The 12,947-nt window shown below is 61.4% G+C and carries 4 protein-coding genes and 1 pseudogene; 1 reads left to right on the plus strand and 4 read right to left on the minus strand.

Features of this window, described 5'->3' with window-relative positions:
* The 4 genes and pseudogenes from ACFPN2_RS34430 to ACFPN2_RS34445 form a co-directional block, all read right to left on the minus strand.
* Positions 1–5,205: calcium-binding protein (locus ACFPN2_RS34430; RefSeq protein ID WP_380605218.1), on the minus strand; the 5,205-nt coding region annotated here is incomplete at its 3' end.
* Positions 5,193–5,780 (minus strand): hypothetical protein, encoded by a 588-nt coding sequence (locus ACFPN2_RS34435; protein WP_380605220.1) that lies wholly within the window; start codon positions 5,778–5,780, stop codon positions 5,193–5,195. The genes ACFPN2_RS34430 and ACFPN2_RS34435, both read right to left, overlap by 13 nt.
* Positions 5,770–7,134: an HlyD family type I secretion periplasmic adaptor subunit gene (locus tag ACFPN2_RS34440; RefSeq protein ID WP_380605222.1), complete on the minus strand. Its 1,365-nt coding sequence runs from the start codon at positions 7,132–7,134 to the stop codon at positions 5,770–5,772. Before ACFPN2_RS34440 ends, ACFPN2_RS34435 begins: the two co-directional genes overlap by 11 nt.
* A pseudogene (locus ACFPN2_RS34445) lies at positions 7,131–8,577 on the minus strand (peptidase domain-containing ABC transporter). The gene ACFPN2_RS34440 and the pseudogene ACFPN2_RS34445 overlap by 4 nt, the downstream one beginning before the upstream one ends.
* 1,051 nt (positions 8,578–9,628) lie before the next feature.
* Between ACFPN2_RS34445 and ACFPN2_RS34450 the strand changes: the two are divergent.
* A complete protein-coding gene (locus ACFPN2_RS34450) occupies positions 9,629–12,922 on the plus strand; it encodes an autotransporter family protein (protein ID WP_380605224.1) in 3,294 nt (1,097 codons plus the stop codon).
* Positions 12,923–12,947 lie beyond the last annotated feature (25 nt).

The following is a 12,947-nucleotide window of genomic DNA, read 5'->3' on the forward strand; positions in this document are numbered from 1 at the left end:
GAGACGATTCACCGTCGGATCGATGTTGCTGCCATAACGGTCACCTTCGTTGTACAGCGTGTCCTGGCCATCGCCGCGACCGAACAGATACGTGTCGCTGCCGAAGCCACCGACGAGCACGTCGTTGCCCGCGCCGCCGTCGAGAATGTCGTTGCCGATGCGGCTGAGATTGATGCCACCGTAAATATCTTCGCCGTACAGGTTGTCATTGCCGGTACCGCCGATCAGGTGATCGTCGCCGATGTTTCCTTCCAGCGTGTCGATGCCCTCACCGCCATCCAGCACGTCGTTGCCGTTGTTGCCGAACAGGTTGTCGTTGCCGGTGCCGCCGTCCAGAATGTCATTGCCAACGTTGCCATTGAGCGTGTCGTTGCCGCCGAGACCGTAGATGGTCGCGCCAGTGGCGGGCGCGGTGAGCGTATCGTTGCCCTCCGTGCCCTGCCGGACTCTTTGCGTGATGTATGCGACATCCCAGATCGTGCCGTCGGCGAAGCGGATCTGGTTCACCGCATAGCCTTCCGCATGCAGGCCATCGCCAATGAAGTAACCCACGAGGGTTACCTGGTCGGTCGTGCCGTTGATGCGCACGATCAAGTCGTTACCGCTGCGCGCGACGCTCACATCGCTCGCGACGACACCGTCCTTGAATTGCAACACGTCGAGACGATTCGCCGTCGGATCGATGTTGCTGCCATAACGGTCACCTTCGTTGTACAGCGTGTCCTGACCATCGCCGCGACCGAACAGATACGTGTCGCTGCCGAAGCCACCGACCAGCACGTCGTTGCCGGCGCCGCCGTCGAGGATGTCGTTACCGATGCGGCTCGGGTGAATTCCGCCTTCGGCTTCTTCACCATACAAGTAGTCGTTGCCCGCGCCGCCGATCAGGTGGTCGTTGCCGACGTTTCCTTCCAGCGTGTCTATGCCGTCGCCGCCGCTCAGCGCGTCATTACCATCTTCACCTTGCAACGTGTCGTTGCCCACGTCGCCATCGAGCGTGTCGTTACCCGCCGCGCCCTTCAAGGTGTCGTTGCCGGCGGCACCGTTCAAGATGTCGTTACTGGCATAGCCCAGGATGATGTCGTCGCCGGAAGTGGGTTGCAGCACCATCGTCTTGATGGTCGGCACGTCCCAGATCGTGCCATCGGCAAAGCGGATCTGATTTACTGCCTGGCCTTCGGCATGTGTACCGTCGCCCACGAAGTAGCCGATCAACGTGACTTGATCCGTCGTCCCTGCGATGCGAACGATCAGGTCGCTGTTCACTCGCTGCACGGTCACTTCGCTCGGCAGCACACCGTCCTTGAACTGCAACACGTCCAGCTTGTTCACGGTCGGGTCGATGTTGCTGCCATAACGGTCACCTTCGTTGTACAGCGTGTCCTGACCATCGCCACGACCGAACAAATACGTGTCGCTGCCGAAGCCACCGACCAGCACGTCGTTGCCGGCGCCGCCGTCGAGGATGTCGTTACCGATGCGGCTCGGGTGAATGCCGCCTTCGGCCTCCTCGCCATACAAGTAGTCGTTGCCTGCGCCGCCGATCAGGTGGTCGTCACCGATGTTTCCTTCCAGCGTGTCGTTGCCGTCACTGCCGTAGAGGGTGTCGTTGCCGTCTTCGCCCTTGACCGTATCGTTGCCCAGTTCGCCATCGAGCGTGTCGTTACCCGCCGCACCTCGAAGCGTATCGTTACCCGCGGCACCGCTGAACGTGTCATTGCTGGCGTAGCCCAGGATGATGTCGTCACCCGACGTTGGCTGCAGCACCATGGTCTTGATCGTCGGCACATCCCAGATCGTGCCGTCGGCAAAGCGAATCTGATTGACCGCCTGGCCTTCCGCATGCGTGCCGTCGCCCACGAAGTAACTCACGAGCGTCACTTGATCCGTCGTGCCATTGATACGCACGATCAAATCGTTGCCCGTGCGTGTCACGCTCACATCGCTCGCGACGATGCCTTCCTTGAACTGCAACACATCCAACTTGTTTTCTGTCGGATCGATGTTGCTGCCGTAGCGATCGCCCTCGTTGTAAAGCGTGTCCTGGCCATCGCCGCGACCGAACAGATACGTGTCGCTGCCGAAGCCACCGACCAGCACGTCGTTGCCGGCGCCGCCATCGAGGATGTCGTTGCCGATGCGGCTCGGGTGAATGCCACCTTCGGCTTCTTCACCATACAAGTAGTCGTTGCCCGCGCCGCCGATCAGGTGGTCGTCGCCGAGGTTGCCTTCCAGTGTGTCGTCGCCGTTGCCGCCGTCCAGCACGTCGTTGCCGCCCGAACCTTTCAGGGTGTCGTTGCCGGCACCGCCACCGAACGTATCGTTGCTGGCATAGCCCAGCAGGTTGTCATTGCCCGCTGTCGGCAACAACAGCATCGCCTTGACCTCTTCGACGGTCCAGATCGTGCCATCCGTAAAACGAATCTGGTCCACGGCGTAGCCGCGCGGGCTCAATCCGTCATCGGTGAAGTAATACTGGATCGTGATCTGGTCGGTCGTGCCGTTGATCCTGAGCACCAGGTTCGCGCCTTCGCGCGCGATGGAAACATCGTTGGCAACGACACCTTCCTTGAACCTGAGCACATCCAGCTTGGTCGTCACCGGATCGGGTGTGCCCAGCCAGTTTCCGTCGTTGTTGATCGTGTCCTGGCCGTCACCGCGGCCGAACAAGTACGTGTCTCGGCCGTAACCGCCGACCATATGATCGTTGCCGGCACCGCCATCCAGCACGTCGTCGCCTGAAATGTTGCCGAGGCCGCCAAAGGTTTCGTCGCCGTAGAGCGAATCGTTGCCAGCGCCGCCAATGAGGTAATCGTCTCCGGCATGCCCGCGGAGATCGTCGTTGCCGGCATTGCCCACCAGCGCATCGTGTCCACCGCCACCGTGCAGCGAGTCCGTCCCGGCGCCACCGATCAACACGTCGCTGCCGTCGTTACCAGACAACGTGCTGCCAGTCGTGCTGCCGATCAGGATTTCGTGGCCCGCGGCTCCGTTGAGCGTGGCGCCGGTACCGGCGTCGAACTTGACTCCCAGCTCGTCGTACAGTGCTTGCAGTTGCGCAGTGACGGGCAAGGTACGCAGCGTCTGCTCCACCATTGCCAGGCCGTCCCAGCCGTTGTTCAGCAGCGAGCCGTGCATGAGCTGCGTCAGCTCCACCATATCGGTGACGCCGTTGATGACGTCGGCTGCGATACGGTTCTGCAGCTCGGCGTTCAGCGGCGCAAAGTCGTAAGTGACATTGCCCTGCTCGGGATCGATCGTCATCAGTACGTCATCGAGCATCGGCCGCAGGCGCGTTTCGATCACGAGTGCGTCATATACAGACTCGAACAGCATGTCGTAGCTGGCTTCGAGCGCGTCGATCTGAGCTTCGGATAGAACGATTCGGATCACGGGCAGGCTGAGCGTGCCGCCACCGCCACCACCGCCGCTGCCGTTGCTGCTGGATAACGTCACCATGGACGAACCCGAGCGAGCGCCCTCCCCTTCGTCACTGGGCATCGTAAAGAAATAACGCCCGTTGAAGGCTTCGAGAACGGTGAACAGGAAACGCACGCGCTGGAGTTTCGCGACCCACGCGTCGTAATGCGCGATCTCTCCTTCCGTGACGGCAGTGGCTCCGCTGCCGCCGCTTGGCCCACCACCGGAAGGATCGCCGGCCGAGATGAAGCCCGAGCCGGGACTCTGCAGGTCGCCCAGCCGATACCACTGCAATCCGATATCTTCTGCGGATGCGCGGGCTTCCATCGTCTGCATCCCGCCGGTCTCGGCCCACTCCAACAGCAGGTTCTGCACCAGCATGCGCTGCTGACCGCGAGTCGTCGCATCGGCAAAGGCTTGGAGCTGGCTGCGCAGCGAGGTCGAAAGACTCGCAGCCTCCCGAAGATCGCGCACCGCACCGGAACCGAACATATTCGGTAGGTCTTCCACGCCCGGCGCGAGCGGAATCTGGTCGGGGAACTCGCGATGGAACGTGTCCTCGATGAGATCCACGTCAGCGGTGTCGTGAGTCTCTCCGAGCGTACCTGCACTACCGTCGGCGCGAGTGTAGGTGCCCACGTCCGCGATTCGATTGCCATTGGGCAATACCTGGTCGCGAGCCACGCCCCCGACATTGATCGATGTGATGCCCAGTTGTTGCAGCGTGAACAGCTCGCCGCTTTGTGAGATACCGTCCTGATTCAAATCGCGCCACACGCGCAAATCGTTGAATCGCGCATCCGCGCTGGTTACAGCACCGTCGCCGTTGGTGTCTTCAGCAGCCAAAGCCGCAAAACCGTCTTCGGCCTCGGTGCCATTTGCCAGCAGCGTCGAATCGCCGAACAGCTCACGGCCACTATCGATGGTGCCGTTCGAGTTGCGGTCGAGCACGAGCAGTCCGTCGTCCGAGGAGATCCACCCCGTGGCGTTCTTGGTGCCATCGCCATCGTGATCGAACAGGATGGGATGGTTGGGATTGATACCCACACTCTCGATGCCGTCGCCATCGAGGTCCAGCGTCAAAGGATCGCGGCGCGCCTGCCACGCCATGCCGAGATTGAAACGATCCGAAACCCACTGGGCAATGCCGTTGATGCCCTCGCCCAGGATCGGTCCGAGGTATCTGTCGCCGAGGAAGCCGAACAATCCGATCAACGCAAACGCCAGGAGCGCCGAAGGCCCGAACACCGCCGCGAACAGGCCGGCTACAGCCGCGCCGAGGATGGCGCCTCCCGCTCCACCCAACAAACTGCCAAACGCCTCGCCCACCCCGCTCCAATCGCCGCTATGCGCGGAGTCATAAACGGCAGCGGCCACTTGTGCCGCGTCAACGATGCCGCCGCCCCATTTTGCATACGTGCCCAGACTCGACTGTCTCGCAGCTTCCGCCAGCTCGCGCCCCATTCGCACTTTTGCGTCGTCCGCCGCGTTCTGGTACTCCGCCATCTTGTTCGTCCAGGCATCCCGCTGATCCTGAATGAAAGAGGGGTCGAAGCCACGCTGCTCGAGCAGCTCGGTAACCAATCGCTGATAGGTATCGATCCTGGCGTACGCCTCATCGAGCAGGTTGAAGGCGGTCTGGGCGTTGATATTGGCCCCTTGTTGCAAAATGTCCGACGACCTTTCTATGGCCTCGGTCAGCCCAGTCCACAACTGAGTCGCGAGATCCGTCTGTGCTTCCTGGATATCCCGCATCTCTCCGACAGTGATTGTCACCGCAGCCATTTCCGCCTCCTGCTGATAAGTTCCGAAAGCTCCACCGCCAGGCACAGCACCACCGCCAGCGTTCCGAGATAGATGCCTGCCATCCATAAAAGAAACGTGTCCCGCTCATGGGACACCGCCTCGAAGAATCCATATGAGAATTGATGCTCGTTCATCTCGGGCGGCGCGACGAAGAACTGCGCGGCCACCAATGCAACGGCGAGTACTCGCAGAATCCTGCCGCCCCATCCACCTGCATTCACACCCGCGGCAACATTCACTTTTTCAAATCGGGTGATGGCGAGGCAAACGCCGCCGGCGACTCCGAGTACCAGCACGCTGAAATGACCGATGGCCGCGGCAAGAGGAAATCGAGAAGCGTCGGCCATGCCCTCGACCCCTCGAAATATCCGCGCCGCCGCGGACAGCCCCTCCCATAGCCCGCAGGACCGTTGACAAGCCTCTAACGATGTCGGCAACAACAACACCGCGGCAGCGATCGTTGCGAGCGACAAAACAACGATGGCAGTAAATGCCCCTCGGCTGAGCAGCGGGTACAGTACGGCTTGGTCACCGACACCGGGCTTACCGCTCACGCGCAGCCTCCGCAAGCGTCTTCTGCACCGGCGATAGCAGGTACTGCATGACTGTGCGCTCGCCCTTGCGAATGTCCGCTACCACTTGCATGCCCGGGGCGAGCGGTAACTTCGAGACACCCGCGCCGAGTGCCTGCTCATCGAGGGTGACCAGCGCCTTGTATGGAGAGACGGGCGCGTCGCGATCTTCCGAATCGCGTCGGGGATCCTGCGGATTGTTGGTTTCCGAAGCATCGGCGGAAATTTTCTTCACCGTGCCTTCGATCATTCCGTAATCCTGGAACGGATAAGCGGCGAGCTTGACCTTCACGCGCTGGCCTTCGCGCACAAAGCCGACGTCGTCGTTCCGTATCATCACTTCGGCGACCAGCTCTTCGTCGATGGGAACCAGGCTCATCAGCACGGTGCCGGCATTGACGACAGCGCCCACGGTGTACGTTGCAACGTCCTTGATGATGCCGTCCTGGGGAGCGCGCAGCTCGCTCAAGCGACCGCGATGCTCCTGCTTCAGCAGCTCGTGTTGTGCCTTTTGCAACTGAGTCTGCGACTCGACCCGCTCGCTGAACAGTTGCTGCCGATACTCGGATGTGACACGCGCGATCCGGCCTTGCGACTCCGCAATGTGAGATTGCAGGCTGGCGACGGTGCGCTGCTGTGACAGCAGGTTCTGTTCCGTCTCGATTCGCTGCCGCTGCTTCTCGGCGAGCTGAAATTTCGGTACCAAGCCCTGTTGCGCGAGCCTCGCGAGCGATTCCTCTTCCTCACGATAGATCGGCAGCAGCTTCTCCAGCTTCACAACCTGCGCCTGCGCGCCGTGCAAATCTTCCTTGGCTTGCTCGAGAACGGCCTCTTCGGTCTGAAGCATGTCTTCATATGCTTGCCGACGCGCTCGCGCCTGCGCATCGACCTGGCGGAACAGCTCAGCGGAATCTTCCGGACGCCGACTCATCTTCTGATCGGACATCTCCGCTTCAATACGTCGTAGTTGCAAGCTGCGCAGCTCCACTTCTTTCGCGACGATCGCGGTGTCCGCTTCCGATAGCGTCGTGTCGAGCCGCAGCAGCACTTGGCCGGCACGCACGCGATCGCCTTCAGTCACGAGGATCTCACGCACGATGCCCGCATCCGCCGGCTGCACGATCTTCACGTAGGTCTGCGGAACCAGCTTGCCCTCGGCGCTTGCGACGATGTCCAGCTTGCCGAGCAGCGACCACAACAAAAGTATTCCCAGCAGTATCAGCAAGGTCCACAACACCATCCGAGGCATCGGCGAAGGAGGACGTTGTTGAATCGCCAGGATCGCCGGTGCGAAGTCGAGCGCCGCGGTTTGCGGCTCGAGGAAGTCCAGTTTCATGCGCGCGAGTCCTCACTCTTCGAGCCGGCGGCCGGCGCATCTCCGATGCCGCCTTGAATGACTTCAAAGTGCTTCTCTTCCGTGCCGGCGCCGCGGATTTCGAACACGGCGTCGAACTTCAGGCCACGCGGGAGCTGGTGAGTAATGAAAAGAATTGTCACGCGCCCTTTCAGCGCGCTGATGGTGCGAGCGAAATGCTCCGCCGTTTGCTGATCGAGGCTGCTGATCGCCTCATCGAAGATCAGGATCTTCGGCCGCTTGAGCAACGCACGCGCGATGGCGATGCGTTGACGTTGACCGCCGGACAATCCAACGCCGCGCTCGCCGACAGCGGTTTGATAGCCTTTGGGCAATTTTTCGATGGCGTCGTGAATCTCGGCCATGCGACAGGCCTGCACGACCTGCTCGAAGGTGGCCTGCGGATTTGCCAGCGTCAGGTTCTCGTAGACGGTGCCGGAGAACAGCACGGTCTCTTGCGGCACGACGCCGAAGTGCAGGCGCAACTCGTTCGCGGACAGATAACGCGTGTCGCGGCCGTCGATGTGAATGTGTCCGTCGGCAGGCCAATAGAATCCCTGCAGCAACTTCGCGAGCGTGCTCTTGCCGCTGCCGCTCGGCCCCATCAAGGCCACGCATTGGCCGCCACGCACCGTGAGATTGAAATCGCGATAGAGCAGCGGCAGAGATTCGGCGTAGCGGAACGCCAGGTTCTTGATCTCGATCGCGCCGTTACCGGTCGACTCACGCTGCGGAATCACCGTGTACGGCTCGGCGGGCGCATTCATCAGATCGCCCAGCCGCTTCACCGCAATGTTTGCTTGCTGGAATTGCTGCCACAGGCCCACGATGCAGAAAAGGACAATCGAGAATCAGCGTGACTGCGGCGCTGGCGAGGAACTCTCGAATCTGCTCCACGCCCTGGACGCGCGCCACCACCACACCGGTCGGTCGATTCTCGTAGTAGCGCAACGGCAACTTGATCAAATGTTCGAACACGCGCGAGCCCAGTACGGCGTCGATGCGATTGCCCGTGTGCAGCACCAGGTATTGCCGGACCCAGGACATTAGGGCGGTGAAGACCATGAACACCGCCATCGCGACCCCGATGACGATCAGGGTACTGAACGTCCGGTGCACCACGACTTTGTCGACGACCACTTGCGTGAACAGCGGCGTCGCCAGAGCCATCAGCTGGATCGCCAGCGACGCGAGCAGCACATCGCGCCATATCGTGCGATGCTTGAGCAACTCGGGCACGAACCAGCGGAACCCGAATGCCGGTGGAGGCGCAGCGTCCTCATCTGCCGCGGCTTTTGCCGTCGGCGCCGCGAAGAAAACGTGACCAGCGAATTCGGTTGCGAACTGCGCTCTCGTGACCATTACTGCCGTCGATTCGCCGGGGCGGAAGAACAGCACGCGCTCGGCATCCGCACGCACGACCATCACAGCTTGCGGATTCGAGCGCTCCTCGCTCGAATCGGCGCGCACGAAAGCGATGCAAGGGATTGCCCAAGTCTCGACGGACTCAGCGCGCTCGACGCGCAGGTCGCATTTCATACCGAGGGCGGTGGCCGCGTCGACCAGACTCAACGCGTTATGCGGCCCCGGAATTTGCGCGCTCAACAACTCCGCGCTGAACGGAACCTTATGCAGCTGACACAGGCTGCCGACGAGCCACAGGAAGTGCTGCTGCCGAATGGCAATCGAGTGTCCTGGAGTGTGTGCACGCTCCGTTGCTGGCGCAGCCATCGTCATCCCTGAGTGAAATAGATAAGCGAGCTCGCCCCGAACGTCGTGTTCTTGGTGTCAAGCGAACCCAGGCGTGATGTAAGCGGAGACGAGGGTGCTATGTCAACTGGAAACGCACATTGTGCTAGTTACCGCGGCCTCAGTGCTCAGGGAATCCCTCAGGCGGCCAGTGGTAATCCAGTCGTCATGAAGACGACACTCGCTCTCTGCGCGCCTCTCATCGGTACCATCCTTCAGAAAGCTCGATACCGCGTCTTGCCATTGCCGAGATCCTCGAAGCTGATTTCAGCGATCATGAACAGGCCGGACGGTTGGAAGTCCGGCGTCACTGCATCGGTCGGTATAGCAACAGAAGAGCTTGTCAGCCGTTGCGTCGAGGATGAGATCGATGGCGAGGGCTGAGTCTTAATCAGTCGGTGTCCGTGATGCCACGATGCTTCAGGCCGTGCATCGGCTTGTTGAAAGAGCAACGCCGACGTCAAGGGCCTGCCCACTGTAGTTTCAACCCATGTGACCCACCTCACAACCTCGGGGAGTGTCGTATTGCAGACTGCGCGCGTTCAAGACGACGCGTTGCGAGGTTCGACAGGCTGCTGCTCCCAATGATCGCTCACGGAATTGCGATCGCACCTCCCAAGAGCGTCTCTATGGATACGCGCGTGCCCGCAAAGCATGCGCGCAGCGGCTTTCTGCTTCCTCCGCGTTCATTTGGCTGGCGTTGATCGCCGATGACCACGGAGTATTTATGAAGCGTAGCGAAACCATCCTCACTCAGGCGCAGCCGCTTGGCGCCGCTATCAAGACAGTTCTGCGAACCGCGCAGCGCGTATCACCGAAGGGTGGGGTTAGCTCCGTTGCGCTCCTTGCGCTTTCAGCCGCTGCCTTGATACCGCAAGCGAGGGCCGCCGAATACTTTGTAGCCAACACGACGGATCTGCAGAACGCCATCATCACGGCGAACACCAATAACGATACCGATGCGGTGATCAAGCTGACGGCTGACATCACCGTCGCAACTGCTTTGGCGAGCCCCACAGTGTCCATGCAGATCGATACGCAAGGATTCACGCTGGGCGGCATCAGCTTCACGACCAACTATGACCATACATTGACCTTGTCGGGAACCATCGTCGGTGCCGCGAACGCGCGCGGCCTGGCTACCTCGAGCACCTCGATTCGCTCGTCCATCGTCAACAACGGATCGATCACAGGCGGTCCCGGCAACGGCATCATTGGTGTTTACGTGTTCGCGACGGACTTCGAAAACCGCGGCACGGTGAAGGGTGGCGACGGCGGCGCCGCCTCAAATGGCGGCATTGGCGTCAGGGCCTGGATCGGCACGAATATCACGAACCACGGCCTCATCGAGGGCGGAGACAGCGGGACCGGCGGCAGCGGCAGCGGCATCACGATGTCCTCGCCGGCGGGCAGCGCTACCTTGACCAATTACGGCACGATACGGGGCGGCCAGACCTCCAGCACGTCGATAAGTCAGGGTGTCGGCGTGCACATGCAAATGCCTGGCGGCAGTCTTCTCACCAACGCCGGTACGATCGAGGGCGGCAGCAATTCGGTGGGCATCACCGTGGGCAGCCCCAATCAGACGATCGTGAACAGTGGCCACATTCGTGGCGGCCTCCTCAACGCCAGTGCCAACGGCGATCGGGCCGACGCCATCACGACAACGGGCAGCGGCGTTCTGACGCTCGAGCTGCTGGCCGGCTCGAACATCGAAGGCAACGTCATCGCCGGCAGCACGTTGAACGACACGCTGCGACTGAGCGGAACGGCGAACGGTAGCTTCGATATATCGCAGTATCGGAACTTCGACATCTTCGAGAAGACCGGCGGCAGCACCTGGACGCTGACGGGCAATGGCACGACACCCACGCCCTGGCAGATCCTGCAAGGCACGCTGCAAATTGGCGATGGTGGCACGAGCGGCAGCATCATTGGCGACATCACAAACAATGGCACGCTCGCCTTCGATCGCTCCGATGCGAGTTCGTACGATGGCGTCATCTCCGGTTCCGGTGTCATGCGCCAGCTGGGTAGCGGCTCAACGCTCCTCACCGGCGCGGGCTCGACGGTCAGCACGCTGGATGTTCAGAGCGGCTCGCTTGAGTTGGCGAATGGCGCGAGCTTGTCAGTGAATGCGACCACGATCGCGGCTGGCGCAATGCTTCGCAATGCGGGCACGTTCGAGGGGACGGCAACAGATGACACGCTCATGCTCGCGGGCACGTTGATCGGCTCGGTGAATTTGCTCGATGGCAACGATCAAGTACGGATCGACTCGGGAGCGGACTTCTCGCAAGGCACGTTCGACGGCGGCGCGGGCAGCGATGCCGTCGAACTCACGAACGCCGGCGCGCTGACTCTGCCGGCCGACGCATTCAACGACTTTGAGAGCCTGATCAAGCACGGCAGCGGCGCTCTGACGCTCGAAAGTGCGGTGAATGGCTTCGCCGAAAACATCACGATTGCCGAAGGCAGCGTGAATCTGCACGCCGCGACCGTGCAAACAAATGAGTTCCGCATCGAGTCCGGCACCACGCTCACGGGTGTGGGCTCGTTCGGCGGCAACTTCCACAACGCGGGCGTACTGTCGCCCGGTCACAGCCCTGGTGTCGTCCGTGTTGGCGGCAACTATGTGCAGGCTTCGAGTGGCACGCTGATATCTGAGATCCTGCCGAGCGGCACGGATCGGCTGGACGTCGCAGGCACTGCCGCTCTCGCCGGTACGCATCGGATCAACGTGCAGTACGGTCTTTATCTCGACGGTACGACCCACACGCTGATCCAGGCGGATGGCGGCATCACCGGCAATTTTGCATCGGTGGAAATGAATCAATCGGCGCTCATCACTGCAGCACGCGAACTGAGCGCGAACGCACTGACCGTCAGCTTTGCGCGAGTGCCGATCACCGGCATCGCCGACCCGAATAGTGGCCAAGGACGGTTTGCCGAGTGGCTGGAAAACGAAATCGATGCAGGCACTCTGTCGCCGACGATGACCGACTATGTCGATACGCTGCTACAACAGCCGACGATCGAGGACGCTCGGGCGCTGCTCGGTGAGCGCGGCGAACCGGTGGCGAGCATGAGTCAGAACAGCGTTTCGATCCTTGGTGCCGGCTTTGTGCGCACCGTATTCGATCGCTTCACGCTGGGCGACTCCGTGCAGTGTGGCCAGGTTTCGCCTGGATTGAGTGACGCACTCAATTGCTTCTGGGGCCAGGGGAAACGTCAGTGGGGCCAGGCAGGCGGTGGCTCACGCCATGACTGGACGAGCGATGGCGGACAGATCGGCGTCGATCGAAACGTATCCTCCCAGTGGACCGTCGGCGCCACCTTCGGCTATGCAGACACGGGCATTCGCGATCTGGCGGGAGGCCGCAACGAGTTGCGAACAAAGCTGGGCGGCCTGTACGCCAGCTTTGCGCCCGGACGTTTGAATGTGGGCATGACGGCGTTCTACAGCGGCAACGAAAGCTCGACCCGGCGGAATGTGACGGTCGGTTCCTCTCGCCAACAGGCGCGTGCCGATTTCGACAACGACAGTTACGGTGCGGGCATTCGTGCGAGCTATCGACTGACCCACGAAACCGGTCCGTTGGTTCGCCCGTTCATCGAAGCCTTCTACGATCACATCGAGGCCACGGACTTCAGCGAGCGAAACGCTGGCAGTGGCAATCTCGCCGGCCGCGTGCACGAGCGCGACGGTCTGCGCGGCACGCTCGGTGTGCAGCTGGCCCACGCCTTCGAAGGATATGGACAGGTGCTCCGGCCGGCACTCGACCTCGGTGTGACGCATCAGTTCGAAGACGACCGTTCGAGAATCGAGCTGCGGCCATTCAGCGATATGCCTGCATTCGACACGGTGGGACCTGCCCTTGATCGCACTGCCTACATCGCTCGCGTCTCGCTCAATGTTTCGTTGGGCAGGAATGCGTCCGTGGCGCTCGCCTACGGCGGCGAATTCGCGGATGACTACGAGCAGCAGGACGGCAACCTGAGCTTCCGCATTGCTTGGTAAGAGGGCGGTCTTCACGACCTGAAGC

Source organism: Steroidobacter flavus, from assembly GCF_042651805.1.
Classification (GTDB): domain Bacteria; phylum Pseudomonadota; class Gammaproteobacteria; order Steroidobacterales; family Steroidobacteraceae; genus Steroidobacter; species Steroidobacter flavus.